At 61.4% G+C, this 22,492-nt stretch carries 1 protein-coding gene and 1 pseudogene; both read right to left on the bottom strand.

The annotated features are described in order from the left end of the window. A pseudogene (gene sypC, locus RYB09_RS26790) lies at positions 1 to 16,447 on the bottom strand (syringopeptin non-ribosomal peptide synthetase SypC); the annotation flags it as partial. 405 nt (positions 16,448 to 16,852) lie between these two features. Then, positions 16,853 to 22,492: non-ribosomal peptide synthetase (locus RYB09_RS26785; protein WP_316890971.1), on the bottom strand; the 5,640-nt coding region annotated here is incomplete at its 5' end.

The following is a 22,492-nucleotide window of genomic DNA, read 5'->3' as shown; positions in this document are numbered from 1 at the left end:
CGCTCGCAACGACCCGATCAATCCCTGCCTGATCGAGGTCAGCCAGCGGCAGCATGTCCGGGGTAATACGCTCGCAGTCCGGCACGATCAGGTTATCCGGCACTTGCACGTCGGTGTGCCCGCCCACCGCTGCGGCGAGTGCGGCAAGGGTTGGCTGGCTGAACAGCACGCGCACGTCAGCCGACAGGTCGATCTGGCGCATGCGCTCGATCAGTTTGACGGCCAACAGCGAATGCCCGCCCAGCTCGAAGAAATGATCGTGGCGGCCAACCTGCGGCACTTGCAGCAGGGACTGCCAGATCTGCGCGATGGCGATCTCGACATCGCCCTCTGGCGGCGCGTATTCGCGCATTGCCAGTGCCTGCGCATCCGGAGCAGGCAATGCCTTTTGGTCGAGCTTGCCGTTGGCGGTCAGGGGGAAGCTGTCCAGTGCCACAAAAGCACTGGGCACCATGTAGTCGGCCAGAGACAGCAGCAACCGCGCACGCAAGTCAGCCGCGACGATCTCGTGGCCCGGCTCGGCGATCACATAGGCCACCAGGCGCTTGTCACCCGGTTGATCCTCGCGGACCAGCACCAGCGCTTCGCGGACCGTATCGCAGGCAGCCAGCACCGCCTGAATTTCTCCCAGCTCGATACGGAAGCCACGGATCTTGACCTGGTCGTCGTTGCGGCCCAGGTAATCGAGACTGCCGTCAGCCATCCAGCGACCCAGGTCGCCGGTTCGGTACAGGCGCGCCTGAGGATCCTTGCTGAACGGGTTCGCCAGGAAACGCTCGGCGGTCAGCGCTTCACGGTTCAAGTAGCCCCGCGCGACACCGGCGCCGCCGACATACAGCTCGCCAACAACACCCACCGGCACCGGCTCGCGGCGTGCATCGAGTACATACAACTGCAAATCGGGAATGCGCACACCGATAGGACTCACGCCCGCCCGCTGCGCATCTGCCGCCACCAAGGGGTGGTAGGTCACATGCACCGTGGTTTCGGTGATGCCATACATGTTCACCAATTGCGTACCGGCGTTGATCACCCTGGCGTACCAAGGCTTGAGCATCCCGGTGTCCAGCGCTTCGCCACCAAAAATCACCTGGCGCAAGGAATGTCGCTGATCGCTCTCGCCCTGAGCGTTGAGCAACTGGCGGAACGCGCTCGGAGTCTGGTTGAGCACCGTCACTTCGGCGCTGCACAACAGCGCGTAGCAGTCTTGCGGGGAGCGGCTGACCAGCTGCGGTACGATCAACAAACGCCCGCCGTGCAACAGCGCACCCCAGATTTCCCAGACCGAGAAGTCGAAGGCGAATGAATGGAACAACGCCCAGACATCCTGCTCGTTGAAGCCAAACCAGCTCTGGGTAGCCGAGAACAGCCTGGCCACGTTGCGATGCTCGACCATTACGCCTTTAGGCAGGCCGGTCGAGCCGGAGGTATAGATGACATAAGCCAGGTGGTGCGAACCAAGCCCGGTCAGTCGTGGGTTGCTGCCCGGCTGGGCCTGCAACGCCGGACTGTGCAAATCCACGCGTGGGCCGTCGAATGTGCCCAGCAGCGCCAGCCCTGCAGCATCGGCCAGCACCGCCATCGGGGCGCTGTCCTGCAACTGGTAGGCAATACGCTCGGCCGGATAGGCCGGGTCAATCGGCACGTAACCCGCACCGGACTTGAGCACCCCTAGCAGACCGACGATCATTTCCAGGCTGCGCTCGACACAGATCGCTACCCGGTCATCTGGCTGCACGCCCAGGCCCAGCAGATAATGGGCCACCTGATTGGCGCGAGTGTTCAGCTCGGCATAGGTCAGGGTGCGGTCTTCGTAGTGCAAGGCCACGGCATTCGGCTGCGCCACCACCCAGGCTTCGAAGGTACGGTGAATCAGGGTGTCGTCGGCCTGCACGGCATGCGGAGTGTTCCAGCTTTCCAGCAGTTGCTGGCGCTCGATCGCGGGCAGGATATTCAGCGCTCCCAGCGCAGCGTCCGGGGTCTGTTCCAGTGCTTGCACCAGATTTTCCAGCACACAGTGCATGTAGGTACACACACGTTTGGCACCGATCTGCCCTTCGGTCATGACGGTCAGGGCGAAACCTTCGCCCAGATCATCCACGCACAAGGTCAGCGGGTAGTTGGTGCGTTCTTCGCCATGCAGCGCCTGAATGCCTTCCCAGGCGACCAGCGCCTGGTCACTCGCGTCGAGATCACCGGTATGGCGGAAGTTGAGCAGCGAGCTGAACAATGGCGTCGAAGCGGGTACACCACTGCAACGTTGGGCCAGTACCAGCGATGCGTGCTCATGGGCCAGCAGCCCGCTGAGTCGTGCGTGGGTGGCTTTCAGACCGCTGCGCACGCCCTGCTCGCCCAGCGTGACACGCAACGGCAAGGTGTTGATGAACATCCCCAGCGCCCGGTCAGACCCGGCACCGCCCTGCAGACGACCGAGCAATACGGTGCCGAACACCACATCGTCCTTGCCGGATGCAGCGCCCAGTACACGGGCCCAGGCCAGGTGATAAAGGCTGGCGGAGCTGACCCCGAGCTGTCGGGCCTGCACGCGCAGGCGGCGGCTCAGGTCGATGTCGACCACCTGGCGTACTTCCTCGATACCGCTTCCGTCGCCCTGCACGTCCTGCAGGCCGAATGGCAGCGTCGGCTCATCGATGTCACCGAGCATGTCGTGGAAAAACGCCTCGTGCTCTTCACGGCTGACGCCGAGCATGGCCTGGGCCACGTAGTTGCGATAAGGCACGGACGGTGGCAGCGAGGCTTGCTGACCCAGCATATACGCCTCGATTTCGCTGGTGAGAATGCGCAGCGACGTGGCGTCGTCCACCAGGTGATGGAACAGCAGCATGCCCAGCCAGCGATTATTCGCCGCGTCCTGTGCATAGCCGATACGCAGCATCGGCGCCTGACGGATGTCCAGACGCGTGTGACGAGGGTCCAGGCGCTTGATCAGTTGTTCGGTGATGTCGCCATCGGCCGGGTCCAGCACCTGCTCATCCAGGCCCAGAGTTGCCTCACGCCAGACCACCTGCACGGGTGCGTCGAGACGCTCCCAAAGCACCGCGGTGCGCAGGATATCGTGGCGGGCGATCACGCCTTGCAGGGCCTGAGCGAAACTGTGCAGCCGCTCGAGGCTGTCAAAGGCAAACAGTGCATATTGCAGGTACGGGTCACCTTCGACTGCGGCAAGGTGGTGATACAAAATCCCCTCCTGCAACGGTGCCAGGGCATAGATGTCCTGCACGTTGGCCAGGCCGCCGGGCACGCTTGCCACCACGCGGTCGATATCGTCCTGGCTCAGCGACACCAGCGGCAGCATGTCCGGGGTAATGCGCTCACAGCCTGTGGGAATAAGGTTAGCGGGGGCTTCTACGGCACCCTTCCCGCCCACCGCCGCCGCCAGGGCAGACAGGGTCGGCTGACTGAACAGCACGCGCACGTCGGCAACCAGATCGATCTGGCGCATGCGCTCGATCAGTTTGACGGCCAGCAGTGAGTGGCCGCCCAGCTCGAAGAAGTTGTCATGACGACCAACCTGCTCCAGTTGCAGCAGGTCTTGCCAGATACGCGCAATGGCCATCTCGGTATCGTTTTCAGGTGCTTCATAGCCGCGACTGGCCACCGCCGAGCGGTCGGGTGCTGGCAAAGCCTTGCGGTCGAGCTTGCCGTTGGCCGTCAGCGGGAAACTTTCCAGGCTGACAAAGGCGCTTGGCAGCATGTACTCGGCCAGCGACAGGCGCAGTTGCTCGCGCAGTTGCGTAGCGTCCGGTTCCAGTCCCGCCTTGCCGATGACGTAGGCCACCAGACGCTTGTCACCGGGCTCGTCCTCACGCACCAGCACCAGCGCATCCTGTACAGAGTCACACGCGGCCAGTTGTGCTTCGATCTCGCCCAGTTCGATGCGGAAACCGCGAATCTTGACCTGTTCGTCGTTACGGCCCAGGTATTCCAGGCTGCCATCGGCCAGCCAGCGCCCGAGGTCGCCGGTGCGATACAGTCGCGAATCCGGCGCAGTGCTGAACGGGTTATCAAGAAAACGCTCGGCCGTCAGTGCTTCGCGGTTCAGATAGCCCCGTGCCACACCTGCCCCGCCCACGTACAACTCGCCGATCACGCCTACCGGTACCGGTTCGCCATGAACATCGAGCAGATAGAGTTGCAGGTCAGGGATGCGTTTGCCGATCGGGCTTGCACCGACGCGCTGGGCGTCTTCAGGTTGCAACGGGTGATAGGTCACATGCACCGTGGTTTCGGTGATGCCGTACATGTTCACCAGCTGAGTTGCGGCGTTCACGTTGCGGGCATACCACGGCTTGAGCATCGCTGTTTCCAGTGCTTCACCGCCGAAAATCACCTGGCGCAACGAATGCGCCTGCTCGTTCTCGCCCTGGGCAGCAATCAGTTGCCGGAACGCGCTCGGCGTCTGGTTGAGCACCGTTACCCCGGCACTGCACAGTAGGTTGTAGAAGTCTTCTGGCGAGCGGCTGACCAGTTGCGGCACGATCAACAGACGTCCGCCGTGCAGCAATGCGCCCCATATTTCCCAGACCGAGAAGTCGAAGGCGAACGAGTGGAACAGCGCCCAGACATCCTGCTCGTTGAAGCTGAACCACTCTTCCGTGGCCGAAAACAGCCGTGCAACGTTGCGGTGCTCGACCATTACGCCCTTGGGCAGACCGGTGGAGCCGGAGGTATAGATCACATAGGCAAGGTCGCTGGACTTGACCGCTACCTGCGGATTGCACACGGATTCGTCCTGCAAGTCGGCATCGTCAAGACTGATGATTGTCAGTTCCGTCACTGGCAAGGCTTGCTGCACGGTCTGCTGGCTCAACAGTGCGACCGGCGTGCTGTCGCCGAGGGTATAGGCCAGGCGCTCAAGTGGGTAAGCCGGGTCCAGCGGTACATAACCGGCACCGGATTTGAGGATGCCCAGCAAGCCGATAATCATCGCCGGGCCACGCTCGACGCAGATCGCCACGCGATCATCAGGGCGTACACCTAGCGCGAGCAAGCGATGGGCAACCTGGTTGGCGCGGGCGTTGAGTTCGCCGTAGCTCAGGGTTTGATCTTCGAATACCAGCGCCACGGCGTCTGGTCGTTCTGTAGCGCGGGCTTCGAATTGCTGGTGGATCGGTGTTTCGTGTGCATAGGTGTTGCCGGGCTCGTTCCACTGTTCGAGCAACTGCTTACGCTCGCTGAGCGGCAATATTGAAATAGCGTGCAGCGGGGTTTGCGGTGCCTGTTCCAGCGCATCGATCAGCCCCTCTACGGCCAGTTGCAAATAGTCACACACACGCTGCGCGCCGATGCTCGCCGTGACCAGCGAGGTGAACAGAAAACCTTCACCTGTATCGTCGACGTTGACGGTCAATGGGTAGTTGGTGCGTTCTTCATCGGCCATCCCCAACGACTGCATGCCACTCCACGCCGTCAGTGCCTCATCGGTTACGGCAACGTTGCTATGCCGATAATTGAGCAAGGCGCTGAACAGCGGCGTCGGTGCGACCACGCCACTGCAACGCTGGGCCAGTGCCAGCGACGCATGTTCATGCCCGAGTAAGCCGGTCAAGCGCCGGTGCGTGGCCTTGACCCCTTCACGCACGCCCTGATCGCCCAGGTCTATCCGTAGCGGCAAGGTGTTGATGAACATGCCAAGGGCCCGTTCGGCACCTCGACCGCTCTGCATCCGGCCCATCAGAATGGTGCCGAACACCACGTGTTCACGTCCGCTGACGCGGCCCAGCATCTGCGCGAACGCCAGGTGGATCAGGCTCGCCGCGCTGACCCCAAGTTGCCGCGCCTGAACTCTCAAGCGTTGGTTCAAAGCGCCGTCCAGCTGCAGGCGGGCATGATCGAGCGCGCTGCCGTCGCCTTGCACATCGTGCAGGCCGAATGGCAGCGTCGGCTCGTCGATGTCGCCGAGCATGTCCTGGAAGAACTGCTCGTGATCCTGCTCGTTCAGGCTTTGTCGGGCCTGAGCGACATAATTGCGGTAGGGAATGGAGTCGCCAAGTTGCTCGGCCTGACCGAGTAGGCAGACCCGCATTTCATGCTGCACCTGATCCAGCGCGGTGTGGTCGAGGATCATGTGGTGGAACATCAAGATCGCCACCCAGCGCTGGTTAACGGTGTCCAAAGCACACACCATGCGCATCAAGGGTGCCTGACGGATGTCCAGGCGTATCTGGCGTGGGTCAAGGCGCTCCTGCAACTGACGGGTTACATCACCCAGCCTGGGGTTGAGTTGAACTTCTTCGACGCCTAGCTCGACCTGGCGCCAGACCACCTGCAACGGTTCATCAAGGCTTTCCCAGTGCATGGACGTGCGCAGAATGTCATGGCGGTCGATGACCATTTGCAGCGCTTTGGCGAAGGTGTCCACGTGTGCGCGGCTGTCAAAGGCAAACTGCGCCTGCAACACATAGGGGTCGCCCCGTTCGGCGCTGATGTGGTGGTAGAGAATGCCTTCCTGCAACGGCGCCAACGGATAGATGTCCTGCACGTTCGCTGCGCCGCCGGGCACGCAGGCCGTCACCTGGTCGATCTGCTCCTGACTCAGGTCGATCAACGGCAGCATGTCCGGAGTGATTCTCTGGCAGTCCGCAGGAATGCGGTTGGCTGGAATAAACAGATCGTCGACCGCGCCTGCCGCTGCCGCCAGTGCCGCAAGGGTCGGCTGGCTGAACAGCGTACGCACGTTGGCGCTCAGGCCTGCCTGGCGCATACGTTCGATCAGGCTTACCGCCAGCAATGAATGCCCGCCCAGTTCAAAGAAATGATCGTGGCGACCGACACGTTCGATCTTGAGCAAGTCGCTCCAGATTTTCGCCAGAGTGATTTCTGCTGTGCCTTGTGGCTCCTCGTAGCCGCCACGGATCAGTGCATCACCGTCCGGTGCTGGCAGGGCCTTGCGGTCGAGTTTGCCGTTCGGGGTCAGCGGCATTGCGTCGAGCAGCACATAGGCTGCCGGGATCATGTGGGCCGGCAGTTGTTCCTGCAGCCAGCCGCGCAGGCTATCGATGTCCACCGAAGCCTGCCCTGCGCTCAGGGTGTAATAAGCCACCAGACGCTTGTCGCCGGGAATGTCTTCGCGGGCAGTGACCACTGCCTCGTGGACCGCCGGGTGCTTGGCCAGACGCGCATCGATCTCTCCCAGTTCGATACGGAAACCACGGATCTTCACCTGATCGTCGTTACGGCCCAGGTATTCGATATTGCCGTCTGGCAGATACCGGCCAAGGTCGCCGGTGCGGTACATGCGTGCCGCAGGCTGTTGACTGAACGGGTCTTTGAGGAAACGTTCGGCAGTCAGGTCGTCACGGTTCAGATAACCGCGCGCCACGCCATCACCGCCGATGTAGATTTCACCGGCAACGCCCAGTGGCACAGGCTGTTGCTGTTCATTCAGCAGGTAAAACTGTGTATTGCCGACTGGCTTGCCGATGTGAGCTGCGAAGCCGTCTTCACGGTCCATCGCCACCCAGCTTGAGTAGGTGGTGGTTTCCGAGGGGCCGTATAGGTTGCACAGGCGCTGCACGTCAGTTTTTTCGAACAGCGATTCAACCAGGCTGCGTTTCAGTGCTTCACCGGCCACGTTCACGGTGTGCACAGATTCCGGCAGGCCGTTAACTTCCAGCAGTGCTTTCAGCGCCGACGGCACGGTGTTGATCAGGCCGATATCGTGGTCGCCGTGTTGCAGTTCCAGCACGTTCCTGACGACTTTGATGCTGCCGCCCGAGGTCAGCGGTGCAAAGCACTCATAGACTGCGAGGTCGAAGTTCAGCGAGGTGGAAAACAGTGTTTTTTCCAGAGCAGACGCATCAAAAGCCGTGTGCGCCCAGCTCAGGAAGTTAACGGTGTTGCGGTGCTCAATCATCACGCCTTTCGGCAGACCGGTCGAACCCGAGGTGTAGATCAGGTACGCCAGATGCGCCGAAGTCAGCCCCGGCACCTGCGGATTCTGGACGGATTCGTCCTGCCAGTTGCACTGATCAAGATTGATGACTGGCACCGAAACGTCGGTCAGCAGCGCTTCAGTTGCCGACTGCGCCAACACAGCGGCAGGCACGCTGTCCTGCAACATGTAAGCAATACGTTCCGCTGGATACGCCGGGTCGAGCGGCACATAACCGCCGCCCGCCTTGAGGATCGCCAGCAAACCGACGACCATCTCCACACCGCGTTCCACACAGATCCCGACCCGCGAATCCGGCTGCACGCCCTGCTTGCGCAAGGCATGCGCCAGGCGGTTGGCCTGCTCGTTAAGCTCGCGATAGGTCAGATGTTGTTCGCCATGCACTACGGCCACATCATCTGGCGTGCGCTCGACTTGTGCTTCGAACAGCCCGTGAATGGTCTGTTGCTGCGGGTAATCCAGCGCGGTGTCGTTGAACGCCACCAGCAACTGCTCACGTTCGGCAGCAGGCAGGACCGGCAGGCTGCCGAGGGCCGAGGACGGTGACTGTTCCAGCACATCCACCAGATGCTCCAGCACAGTCTGCATGTAAGCGCAGACCCGTTTGGCACCCACGGTACTGCTGACCAGCACGTTCAGGTTGAAGCCTTCACCGGAGTCATCGACGTTCAAGGTCAATGGATAGTTGGTGCGTTCTTCGCTGTTCAGCGTATGAATACCCTGCCAGGCCTGGGTAGCCCGCTCGGATACGCTGCCAGGCGCACTGTGGCGATAGTTGAGCAGCGAACTGAACAGTGGCGTCGGTGCGGCAATGCCGCTGCAACGCTGAGCCAGCGCCAGCGAAGCATGTTCGTGACCCAGCAAGGCAGTCAGACGCTCATGGGTGGCCTTGACCCCGTCACGCACGCTCTTTCCGCCCACTGAAACCCGCAGCGGCAAGGTGTTGATGAACATCCCCAAGGCCCGCTCGGCGCCTTCCCCGGCCTGCATCCGGCCCATCAGCACGGTGCCGAACACTACGTCCTGCCTGTTGGAAACCGTGCTCAACACCTGAGCCCAAGCCAGGTGCAGCAGACTGGCGGTGCTCACGCCCTGTTGTCGGGCCTGAGCGCGCAGTCTCAGGTTCAACCGAGGGGCCAGCGCCAGGTTGGCTTCCTCGATATCAAGGCCATCGCCCTGCACATCCAGCAGGCCGAATGGCAGCGTCGGCTCGTCCACATCCCCGAGCATGTCGCGGAAAAACGCTTCGTGCTCGGCCTGGCTGACACCCAGGCGCGCCTGGGCCACATAATTGCGGTATGGCACCGGTGCCGACAGGTTTTGAGCTTCGCCCAACAGCCAGGCCTGCATTTCATGCTGTACCACGGCCATCGCCATGTTATCGAGGACCATGTGATGGAACAGCAGCATCGCGCAGATCCGCTGGTTCAGCGGATCTTCGGCATAGGCCAGGCGCATCAGCGGTGCCTGAGTGACATCCAGTCGGTGGTGACGCGGGTCGAAGCGGCTGTGCAGTTGCGCGCTGACATCACCGGCTGCGGGGTCGAGTTGCAACGCCTCAAGAGGCAATTGCGCGTGGCGCCAGACCACTTGGACGGGTGAGTCCTGGCCTTTCCAGACGACACCGGTGCGCAGAATGTCGTGTCGATCAATAACTGCCTGCAAAGCCTGGGCGAAAGCGTCCAGGCACGCGTGGTCGTCAAAGGCGAAATGCGCCTGCAGCACATACGGATCGCCCTGCTCGGCGGCGATGTGGTGATAGAGAATGCCTTCCTGCAACGGCGCCAGTGGGTAGATGTCCTGCACATTCGCCACGCCGCCCGGCACGCTGGCAACCACCTGGTCGATCTGTGCCTGGGTCAGGTTGGCCAGTGGCAGTAGTTCAGGCGTAATGCGTTGGCAATCCTCGGTGATCAGATTGGCTGGCACCACGATGTCCGTGCTACCGCCGACTGCGGCAGCCAGTGCAGATAACGTCGGCTGACTGAACAGCACGCGTATATCGGTGCTCAGACCCAACTGGCGCATGCGCCCGATCAGGCTGACTGCCAGCAGCGAGTGACCGCCGAGTTCGAAAAAGTTGTCGTGACGACCAATCCGGGCAACGCCCAGCAGCTCTTGCCAGATAGCCGCGATCTGCGTTTCGGTTTCACCTTGTGGAGCTTCGTAGCCACGGCTTATCAATGCATCGGCGTCCGGTGCTGGCAAGGCCTTGCGGTCGAGTTTGCCGTTCGGGGTCAGCGGCATGGCCTCAAGCCGCACATAAATGGCCGGCACCATGTACTCAGGCAGCTTTTCCTGCAAATGCCTGCGCAGGTTATCAATGTCGACCACGGTGTTTCCGGTCGCCAAGGTGTAATAAGCCGCCAGACGCTTGTCGCCCGGCACATCTTCGCGGGCTGTCACTACGGCTTCGTGGACGGCCGGGTGTTTGGCCAGACGCGCATCGATCTCGCCCAGTTCGATACGGAAGCCGCGGATTTTCACCTGATCGTCGTTACGGCCGAGGTATTCGATATTACCGTCTGGCAGATAACGGCCAAGGTCGCCAGTACGGTACATGCGTGCCGCTGGGTTTTGGCTGAACGGGTCTTTGAGGAAACGCTCGGCAGTCAGGTCGTCACGGTTCAGGTAGCCACGGGCCACGCCAGCACCGCCGATGTAGATCTCACCGGCAACGCCGAGTGGCACAGGCTGTTGCTGTTCGTCCAGCAGGTAAAACTGTGTATTGCCGACCGGCTTGCCGATGTGAGCTGCGAAGCCATCTTCACGATCCATTGCCACCCAGCTTGAATAGGTGGTCGTTTCCGATGGGCCGTAGAGGTTGCACAGGCGCTGCACGCCGGTTTTTTCGAACAGGTTTTCAACCAGGCTGCGTTTCAGCGCTTCACCGGCGACGTTGACTGTATAGACCGATTTCGGCAAGCCATCGACTTCCAGCAAAGCCTTGAGCGCCGATGGTACGGTGTTGATCAGGCCGATATCGTGCTCGCCGTGTTGCAGTTCCAGCACGTTTTTGACGACTTCGATGCTGCCGCCCGACGTCAACGGCGCAAAGCACTCGTAGACCGCAAGATCGAAGTTCAGCGAGGTGGAGAACAGCGTTTTTTCCAGCGCAGAGGCGTCGAAAGCACTATGCGCCCAGGTCAGGAAATTCACGGTGTTGCGGTGTTCGATCATCACGCCTTTCGGCAGACCGGTCGAGCCCGAGGTGTAGATCAGATACGCCAAGTGCGCCGAGGTCAGCTCAGGCACCTGCGGATTCTGGACGGATTGGTCCTGCCAATCGTTCAGATCAAGATTGATGACAGGTACTGCAACGTCGGCCAGCAGCGCTTCAGTTGCCGACTGCGCCAGCACAGCGGCAGGCGCGCTGTCCTGCAACATGTAGGCAATTCGTTCTACCGGATACGCCGGATCCAGCGGCACATAACCGCCGCCCGCCTTGAGAATCGCCAGCAAGCCGACGACCATCTCCACGCCGCGTTCTACACAAATCCCGACCCGCGAATCCGGCTGAACGCCCTGCTTGCGTAAGGCATGGGCCAGGCGGTTGGCCTGCTCGTTAAGCTCGCGATACGTCAGGCGCTGTTCGCCGTGGACGACCGCAAGAGCCTGCGGTGTAAGCTCGACCTGTGCTTCAAACAGCCCGTGAATGGTCTGCTGCTGCGGGTAATCCAGCGCGGTGTCATTGAAATCCACCAGCAAATGATCACGCTCGACAGCTGGCAGAATCGACAGACTTTGCAACGACGCTTGTGGCATTAACTCAAGCGCGTCCACCAGTTGTTCCAGCGCCGTGTGCATGTAGCCACACACACGCTGCGCACCGACCGTGCTCGCCGCCAGTGCGGTTAGTTTGAAGCCGTCACCAAGGTCATCGACGTTCAAGGTCAATGGATAGTTGGTGCGTTCTTCACTGTTCAGGGCTTGAATACCCTGCCAGGCCTGGGCAGTTTGTTCTGCAGCGCTGCCAACCGCGCTGTGGCGGTAATTGAGCAGTGCGCTGAACAGTGGCGTTGGTGCGGCTACACCGCTGCACCGCTGGGCCAACGCCAGTGAGGCATGTTCGTGAGCGAGCAATGCGGTAAGTTGCGCGTGTGTTGCCTTGACCCCGGCGCGTACCCCTTGCCCGCCTACGGCGACCCGCAGCGGCAAGGTATTGATGAACATTCCCAGCGCCCTGTCAGCGCCCTCGCCGGCCTGCATACGGCCCAGCAGTACAGTACCGAACACCACATCGCGACGATCGGAAACCTTGCCCAGCACCTGAGCCCACGCCAAATGCACCAGACTCGCGGCACTCACACCCTGTTGTCGGGCCTGAGCACGCAGTCGCAGGTTCAACTGGCTGTCCACTACAAGAGCGGCTTCTTCGATATCACGGCCATCGCCCTGCACATCCTGCAGGCCGAAAGGCAGCGTCGGTTCGTCGATATCGCCCAGCATGTCGCGGAAAAACACTTCATGATCCGCTTGGCTGACACCCAGACGCGCCTGAGCCAGGTAATTGCGATAGGGCACCGGCGCCGACAAGGATTCTGCCTCGCCCAACAGCCAGGCCTGCATTTCATGCTGCACCACTTCCATGGCCATATGGTCCAGGGCCATATGATGGAACAGCAGCATCGCGATAATTCGCTGGTTGAGCGGGTCCTCGGCATGGACCAGGCGCATCAGTGGCGCTTGAGTCATATCGAGGCAGTAGTGACGCGGATCGAAGCGGCTATGCAGTTGCGCGCCGATCTCACCGTCAGCCGGGTCAAGTTCAAGCCCCTCAAGGTGCAATTTCGCTTCACGCCAGACCACCTGCACGGGTGAGTCCAGACCGTCCCAGACCACACCGGTACGCAGAATGTCATGCCGGTCGATAACCATCTGCAAGGCTTGAACGAAGGCGTCCAGGCGCTCGCGGTCATCAAAGGCAAACTGGCTCTGCAGCACATAGGGGTCGCCCTGCTCGGCTGCCATGTGGTGATAGAGAATGCCTTCCTGCAACGGTGCCAGCGCGTAGATATCCTGAACATTTGCCACGCCGCCGGGTACGGTAGCGACCACCTGGTCGATCTGCACCTGGGTCAGATTCGCCAGTGGCAACAGCTCCGGGGTGATGCGCTCGCAGCCTTTGTCTATCAGGTTGGCGGGTACCTTGATGTCATGGCCTGCGCCGACGGCTGCGGCCAGTGCGGCCAGCGTGGGCTGGCTGAACAGCACGCGTACATCAGCGCTCAGGCCCGCCTGACGCATGCGTTCGATCAGGCTGACGGCCAGTAGCGAATGCCCGCCGAGCTCAAAGAAGTGATCGTGGCGGCCGACGCGTTCAACGTTGAGCAATTCGGACCACAAGCGCGCCAAGGTGATTTCCACTTCCCCCTCGGGTGCCTCGAATTCACGGCTGGCATAGGCGTCAGCGTCAGGTGCCGGCAAAGCCCGGCGATCCAGCTTGCCGTTGGCGGTCAGCGGGAAAGAATCCAGCACCATAAAGGCGCTTGGCACCATGTATTCGGCCAGCGACGCCGCCAGTTCGCGGCGCAGTTCGACCGCTGACAAGGCGCTGTTGTCTTCGCCGACCACGTATGCCACCAGGCGCTTTTGCCCAGGTTCGTCCTGGCGGGCCAACACCACGGCCTCTCTGACGCCAGAGCATTCGACCAGACATGCTTCGATTTCACCCAGTTCGATACGGAAACCACGGATTTTCACCTGGTCATCGTTACGGCCCAGATACTCGATAACCCCGTCTGCGTTCCAGCGGCCGAGGTCACCCGTGCGGTACAACAGGGCTCCAGCGTCGTCGCTGAACGGATTGGCGACAAACTGTGTGGCGTTCAGCTCAGGACGGTTCAGGTAACCCTTGGCCACGCCCTGCCCGCCGATATACAGCTCCCCGACCACGCCCACGGCCACCGGTTGGCGCAGGGTATCGAGCACATAAACCTGGCTGTTGCCAATCGGGCGACCGACAGGAATACCGCCGTTGCCGACCGAGGTGATCTCATGGGTCGTGGAAAAGGTCGTCGCTTCGGTCGGACCGTAGCCGTTGAGCAAGTGTCGCGGAGCGCCTTGTTTCAATACCCGGGCGATCACCGCCGGGTCCAGCACATCACCACCGACGATCAGGTAGCGCAATTTCGCGAAGGCCTCCATCAGGCCGTCGGCATACTGATGGAACAGGCCCGCGGTCATCCACAGCACGCTGACCGACTGGGACAACAGCAGCGCGCGGAGCTCGTCCAGAGACAGCAACACCGACTGCTCCACCACAACCACGCAGCCGCCATTGAGCAGTGGCGCCCAGACATCCAGGGTGCTGGCGTCGAACGCCGGGTTTGAGGCGAACGCTACACGATCCTGTGCATTGAAGTCAGCGTAACCGTTGTTGATCACCAGACGGCTGACAGCACGGTGCGGCACCAATACGCCTTTGGGCATACCGGTGGAACCGGAGGTGTACATGATGTAGGCCACCGATTCGGCGGAGGCTGATGATGCCGGGTTGTGCGCATCGCTTGGCAGTTGCAGCAGGTCAAGGTCAATCCGCTGGATGCCTTCAGGCAGGTCGTGGCGAGCCAGCGTCAACACTTGCCGCGCCCCGCAGTCTTGCAGCATGAATGCCTGACGCTCGGCGGGAGCGTTGATGTCCAGCGGCACGTATGCCGCCCCGCATTTGATAATGGCCAACTGACCGGCCAGCAGATCGAGGGAACGCTCCAGCAGCAATGCCACCCGCTCGCCCGGTTGCACGCCGAGGTCGACCAGGTGACGAGCCAGCGCGTTGGCGCGACCGTTCAATTCCCGGTAGGTCAGGCACTGGTCATTCTGTACAGCAGCAAGTGCATCAGGCTGCGCCGCCACTTGCTGTTCGAAAAGTTCCTGCAGGCTGCTGTTGCGTGGGTAGTCGCGTGCCGTGTCATTGAAGTCATGCAGCACTTGCTGGCGTTCGGCTGAAGAGAGGACTTGCAGACGCTGCAACGGGGTTTGCGGCTGCTGCTCCAGCGCCTCTACCAGCGCGCCGAGTGCCGTCAACATGTACTCGCCGATGCGCTGTGCACCGATCTGCGCAAGGGCTTGAACCGTCAGGCCGAAGCCCTGTCCCAGATCATCCACCGACAGCGTGATCGGGTAAGTGCTCTGCTCCTCGCTGCCCAGGCTCTGCAAGCCGTTCCAGGCCTGTAGCGCTTCGGGCGAAGCCACCGATTCGCTGGCGCTATGGCGGTAATTGAGCAGCGAACTGAACAGCGGCGCCGGTGCGGCCACACCGCTGCAACGCTGGGCCTGGGCCAGGGACGCATGTTCATGACCGAGCAAGGCAGTCAGTCGAGCGTGGGTGGTTCTGACCCCTTCACGCACCGCGTGCCCTTCCAGCTTGACCCGCAACGGCAAGGTGTTGATGAACATGCCCAGTGCCCGGTCAGCACCGTCGCCGCCCTGCATCCGGCCCATCAGCACTGTGCCGAAAACCACATCCGATTTGCCCGACAGTGCACCCACCACCCGCGCCCAGGCGAGGTGATGCAGGCTCGCGGCACTGACCCCAAGCTGCCGGGCCTGTGTGCGCAGGCGCGCGCTCAACGCTTCATCGACGGGCAGGTGCACATCTTCGATCAGTTGCTCGCTGCCCAGCGTTTCGACCACGTCGAACGGCAGCGTCGGCTCGTCGATGTCGGCCAGCATCTCGCGGAAAAAACCTTCATGAGCATCAGCCCCGACACCCAGCCGAACCTGTGCCACGTAGTTGCGATACGGCACTGCTTCGGGCAAGGCATGGCCTTCGCCGAGCAGAAAGGCCTGCATCTCGTGTTTCACCAGCTCAAGCGCGGCGTGGTCAATGGCAATGTGGTGGAACAGCAGGATAGCGACCCAGCGAGCGTTGGCCGGATCTTCAGCACAGACCATGCGCATCAACGGGGCCTGGCGTAAATCGAGGCGGAAATGCCGGGAATCATAGCGTTCGTGCAACTGGGTTTCGATGTCGCCGTCAGCCACGTCCAGCGTCAGTTCATCCACGGCCAGCGCCGCATCGCGCAACACCACTTGCACCGGTTCGTCTAGGCCTTCCCAAACCATCGCCGTGCGCAGGATGTCATGGCGTTCGATCACCGCCTGCAGTGCCTGGGCGAAGTCGTCGAGACGTTCGCGGCTCTCGGCCCCGAACAACGCCCGCAATACATACGGGTCGCCCTGCCCGGCCGTCAGGTGATGATAGAGAATCCCTTCCTGCAGAGGCGCCAGCGGATAGATGTCCTGCACATTGCCAGCCCCGCCCGGTATCGCATCGACGATTCTGTCAATCGCCTCTTGGCTCAGATTGGCCAGCGGCAGCATGTCCGTGGTAATGCGAAACGCCGGACTGAGCCAGTCACCGCCCATTCGAGCTACCAGCGTCAGCAGTTCTGCCTTGTGCACGCTCAGGCTTTCAAGAGTGGCACTGTCCAGCCCCTCGTCGTCTCCGAGAATCACCAGATCATCTTCTTCCTGTTGAAGACGGATCGGGTGCGTGGAAAGAACTGCCATCAATTCGCTGAAGTGCATCGAATAACCTGCTGTTTTTCATTTCGGAGAGGGTTGACGACTCCGGGGCACGGTGTCGCAAACAGTGTTTCGCACGATAAATACGGAGGGGCTTCGAAACTCGAAGACAGAACGGGATCCGGGCGCAGGTATGATTGGAGCCGCAGCAATAAAGGGCTGCGATCCTATGACACACACGAAACTTCCCATTCGCCGTGCTTCCCACACGCCGCAAAAATTAGAGCATCCACAGGCGACTGTCTGTCGTGGGAAGCTGGGACAAGACTTGAGGGTGACGTCAACGCAGCGATGTGCGAGCGCTTGGCTGAACAAGCAGGGGGGATGTTGGGAAAGCGTTGCGAAGGGCTTCAGGGTGGACGGCAACCACTCGACCGTTTGCAAACCGGTCGGGTGGTTGCCGTGGCTTCAGATACGGCGTTTGCGCTTGAACGTCGGAATTTTCGTCTCCGGCACCTCCAGCCGCTTGACCTTGCCCACTGAGGCCGCCACCTGAATAAGCGTCGGATGACCGAACAGCACTCTAACGTCAGCTTCGAGGTCCGCCTGACGCATGCGCTCAATCAGGCTCACCGCCAACAAAGAATGCCCGCCCAGTTCGAAGAAATGGTCATGACGTCCGACCTTTTCGACATTAAGCAGGTCCGCCCAAAGCGCTGCCAATTTGATCTCGACGTCACCCACCGGGGCTTCGTAAGCGCGCGAGACAAGTGCGCTGCTGTCCGGTGCCGGCAGGGCCTTGCGGTCGAGCTTGCCGTTCGGCGTCAGCGGCCACGCGTCAAGCGGCATATAAGCTGCCGGGAGCATGTAGTCCGGCAGCAACCCTTGCAGGTACGTGCGCAGATCGCTGCTTTCCGGTAGCCGTGCAGGGTCGGACGCTGTGAAATACGCCACCAGACGGGTTTCGCCTGGTACGTCCTCACGGGCGACAACCACCGTTTCCTGTACCCCTGGGTGCTTGGCCAGACACGTTTCGATCTCGCCCAGTTCGATACGGAAACCACGGATTTTCACCTGATCATCGTTACGACCCAGGTATTCGATATTGCCATCGGGCAGATAACGGCCAAGGTCACCCGTGCGGTACATGCGTGCCGCGGGCTGCTGGCTGAACGGGTCTTTAAGGAAACGTTCTGCGGTCAGATCATCGCGGTTCAGATAACCACGGGCCACACCTGCCCCGCCGATGTAGATTTCACCCGGCATACCTCGCGGAACGAGCTGTTGCTGCTCGTCCAGCAGATAGAACCGGGTGTTGCCCACCGGCCTGCCGATATGCGGAGCGAAGCCGTCTTCGCGGTCCATCGCCACCCAGCTTGAGTAAGTGGTGGTTTCGGACGGCCCGTACAGGTTGCAAAGGCGCTGCACGCCGGTTGTCTCGAACAGTGATTCGACCAGACTGCGCTTGAGCGCTTCGCCAGCGACGTTGACGGTGTGAACCGATCCTGGCAACCCGTTGATTTCCAGCAGCGCTTTCAGCGCTGACGGCACGGTGTTGATCAGGCCGATATCGTGTTCGCCGTGTTGCAGTTCAAGAACGTTTTTCACCACGTTGATGCTGCCACCCGACGTGAGCGGCGCGAAGCATTCGTAGACTGCGAGGTCGAAGTTCAGCGAGGTGGAGAACAGCGTTTTTTCCAGTGCAGATCCGTCGAAAGCCGTGTGCGCCCAGGTCAGGAAGTTAACGGTGTTGCGGTGTTCGATCATCACGCCTTTCGGCATACCGGTCGAACCCGAGGTGTAGATCAGGTACGCCAGATGTGCCGAGGTCAGGCCCTCGACTTCCGGGTTCTGTATGGATTCGTGTTGCCAGGCGCTCTGATCATCAAGGTCGATGGTCTGCACCGAAACGCCTGCCAGCAAATGCCGAGTGGCTGCCTTGACCAACACCGCCGCTGGCTCACTGTCCTGCAATATGTAAGTAATTCGTTCGGCCGGATAAGCCGGGTCCAGCGGCACATAGCCACCGCCCGCCTTGAGGATCGCCAGCAAGCCGACGATCATTTCTGCCCCGCGTTCTACGCAGATCCCCACGCGGGAATCCGGCTGAACGCCCTGTTTACGCAAGGCATGGGCCAGGCGGTTGGCCTGGTCGTTGAGCTCGCCATACGTCAGGTGCAGTTCGCCATGCACCACCGCCAAAGCCTGCGGCGAGCGCTCGACCTGTGCTTCGAACAGGCCATGAATGGTCTGCTGCTGCGGGTAATCCAGCTCGGTAGCGTTGAGCCCGAACACCAGTTGCTCACGCTCTGCTGCCGGCACAACCGACAAACCTGCCAGAGGCATTTCGCTGGACTGCTCCAGTGTGCTGACCATGCTCTCCAGCGCCGTCTGCATATACGCGCAGACCCGTTGCGCATCGATACTGGCGATGGTTTGGACCGTGAGGCTGAAGCCCACCCCTTCATCGTTGACCGAAAGGGTCAACGGATAGTTGGTGCGTTCTTCACTGTGCAGATGTTCAATGCCCTGCCAGGCGTCGAAAGCCTGCTGATTGACCTCTGCGTCGACATGCCGGTAGTTAAGCAAGGCACTGAACAGTGGCGTTGACGCGGGCACCCCGCTGCAGCGCTGGGCCAGTACCAGTGAGGCGTGCTCATGGGCGACCAAGCCACTGAGCCGTGCGTGAGTGGTTTTCAGGCCGCTGCGCACGCCCTGCTCACCCAGCGTGACGCGCAGCGGCAAGGTGTTGATGAACATTCCCAACGCCCGGTCGGAGCCGACACCGCCCTGCAAACGACCGAGCAACACGGTGCCGAACACCACATCGTCTTTGCCTGACACCGCGCCCAGTACACGGGCCCAGGCCAGGTGATACAGGCTGGCGGAGCTGACCCCGAGTTGACGAGCCTGCGCCCGCAAGCGCTGACTCAGGTCGATATCGACCCGCTGGCATGCTTCCTCGATACCGCGCCCGTTGCCCTGCACGTCCTGCACGCCGAATGGCAGCGTGGGCTCGTCGATGTCACCGAGCATGTCACGGAAAAACGCCTCATGTTCCTCGCGGCTTACACCGAGTCTGGCTTGGGCCACGTAATTGCGATAAGGCACGGACGGCGGCAGCGAGGCTTGCTGGCCGAGCATGTGCGCCTCGATTTCGCTGGTGAGAATGCGCAGCGACGTGGCGTCGTCAACCAGGTGGTGGAACAACAGCATGCCCAGCCAGCGATTATTTACCGCGTCGTGGGCATAACCGATGCGCAGCATCGGTGCCTGACGGATGTCCAGGCGCGTGTGACGCGGGTCGAGACGCTTGAGCAACTGTTCGGTGACCTCGCCATCGGCCGGGTCTATTACCAGCTCATCAAGCATCAGAGGCGCTTCACGCCAGACCACTTGCACCGGAGCCTCGAGACGCTCCCAAAGCACGGCGGTGCGGAGGATATCGTGCCGCGCGATTACAGCTTGCAGTGCCTGGGCGAAACTGTGCAGACGCTGGTTATTGTCGAAGGAAAATAGTGCGTATTGCAGGTACGGGTCACCCTCGACCGCTGCAAGGTGGTGATACAAAATCCCCTCCTGCAGCGGCGCCAGGGCATAGATGTCCTGCACGTTGGCCATGCCGCCGGGCACGCTGGACGCCACGCGGTCGATGTCGTCCTGGCTCAGCGATGCCAGCGGCAGCATGTCTGGAGTGATGCGCTCGCAGTCGGTGGGAATAAGATTGGCGGGCACCTCGACGGCCCCCTTGCCGCCCACCGCCGCCGCCAGGGCAGACAGGGTCGGCAGGCTGAACAGCACGCGTACATCGGCAATCAGATCGATCTGGCGCATGCGCTCGATCAGTTTGACGGCCAGCAGAGAGTGGCCGCCCAGTTCGAAGAAGTGGTCATGCCTGCCGACCTGCTCCAGTTGCAGCAGGTCTTGCCAGATATGCGCAATGGCCATCTCGGTATCGCTTTCGGGCGCCTCGTAGCCACGGCTGATCAGCGCATCACCGTCCGGTGCGGGTAGCGCCTTGCGATCCAGCTTGCCGTTCGGCGTCAGTGGCATGGTATCGAGCAGTACGTAAATGGCCGGAACCATGTATTCAGGCAACTGTTGCTGCAGGTGACCGCGCAGGGTTTCGATATCGACAGCAGTGTGCCCCGCAGACCGTGTGTAGTAAGCCACCAGACGTTTGTCACCGGGTATGTCCTCGCGGGCGGTAACTACCGCTTCATGGACCGCCGGGTGTTTGGCCAGAGCGGCTTCGATTTCGCCGATCTCAATACGCAAGCCGCGGATCTTCACCTGGAAGTCATTACGGCCCAGGTATTCCAGCGCGCCATTGGCCAGCCAGCGACCCACGTCGCCGGTTTTGTACAGGCGGGCCTGCGGGTCGCTGGAAAACGGGTCAGCGATGAAACGCTCGGCACTCAGTTCTGGCTGGTTCAAATAACCCCTGGCCACGCCGATGCCGCCAATGTGCAGTTCACCGGCCACGCCCAGCGGTTGCAGCTGGCCCAGGGCATCCAGTACGTGCATCTGAATGTTGGCAATCGGACGGCCGATGGGCACGCTGTCGCCCGGGTCTGTCGGGCGGCATTCCCACGCAGTAACGTCGATGGCCGCTTCGGTCGGGCCATACAGGTTGTGCAGTTCAACGCCCTTGAGGTGTCGCTCGAAGCGGCGCTGCAACGCGCGGGGAAGCGCCTCGCCGCTGCACAGCACGCGGCGCAGTTTCGGGAAGTCGCGGGTTGAGCGGTGTTCCAGAAATACATCGAGCATTGAAGGCACAAAGTGCAGCAGGGTAATGCCTGCGTCACTCATTACCTGCGCCAGATAGTCGGGGTCCTGATGGCCACCGGGACGCGCCATGACCAGTTCGGCACCGGCGAGCAGCGGCAGGAAAAACTCCCAGACCGACACGTCGAAGCCGAACGGGGTCTTTTGCAGCACGCGATCATTGCTGTCCACGTGATAGGCGTCACGGGCCCAGAGCAGGCGGTTAACGACTCCAAGGTGCTCGTTCATCACGCCTTTGGGCGTGCCGGTGGAACCGGAGGTGTACAGCACGTAGGCCAGGTGATTCGGCTGAAGACCCAAGGCTTCGGCATCCGGGTTGGTCATCGGCTTTGAGGCAAGCTGGGCGCTGTCCTGGTGGTCATCCAGAATCAGTACAGGCAGCGTCATGGCTGGCAGGTTTTCGCTTAGGTCCAGAATGGTCAGCACCGCCCTTGGCGAGCTGTCTTCGAGCATGTATGCCTGACGCGCGCTCGGCAGGTCCGGATCGATCGGCACATAGGCGCCACCGGCCTTGAGAATACCCAAGAGCGCCACGACCATTTCCGGTCCTCGACGCAGGCTGACCGCAACCCGCGTATCCGGTTCCACACCCAGTTCGATCAGGCGATGGGCGAGCTGGTTGGCCTGCTGGTTGAGTTCGGCGTAAGTGAGCAGAGGTCCGCTGTCGCCGCGTACGGCGCAAGCACCCGGACGCTGGTTGACCTGGTGTTCGATCAGTTGGTGAATCAACACATCGCGAGGATAAGGATGGGCAGTGTCATTGAAACCCGTCAGCAACAGCTCGCGTTCATCGTCCGGCAGCAGCGGCAGGCTGTTCAGCGCAGCTTGCGGGGTGTGTTCCAGTGCTTCCACGAGGCTGCGCAGTGCAACCTGCATGTACTCGCCGATGCGCGTTGCACTGACTTGTTTGACGGCCTGAATGGTGAGCATGAAGTCACCGCCCAGGTCATCGACGTTCAGGCACAACGGATAGTTGGTGCGTTCTTCCATGCTCAGGGTCTGAATGCCCTGCCAGGCTGACAATGTGTCGGCCGAGGCCGCGCCGTTGTTGCTGTGGCGGTAGTTGAGCAAGGTGCTGAACAGCGGCAGCGAACTCGGCACGCCGCTGCAGCGCTGGGCCAGCGACAGAGAAGCATGCTCATGCCCCAGCAGTGCCGACAGGCGTTGGTGAGTGACCTTGACCGCCGCCAGAGCGCTCTGGCTGCCGACGCTGATGCGCAACGGCAAGGTGTTGATGAACATTCCCAGCGCCCGGTCGGCACCGTTGCCGCCCTGCATCCTGCCCATCAGTACGGTGCCGAACACGACTTCTTCGCGCCC

This window comes from Pseudomonas syringae group sp. J254-4 (genome assembly GCF_032586855.1).
Lineage (GTDB): Bacteria > Pseudomonadota > Gammaproteobacteria > Pseudomonadales > Pseudomonadaceae > Aquipseudomonas > Aquipseudomonas amygdali.
This window is presented reverse-complemented; position numbering and strand designations above follow the sequence as displayed.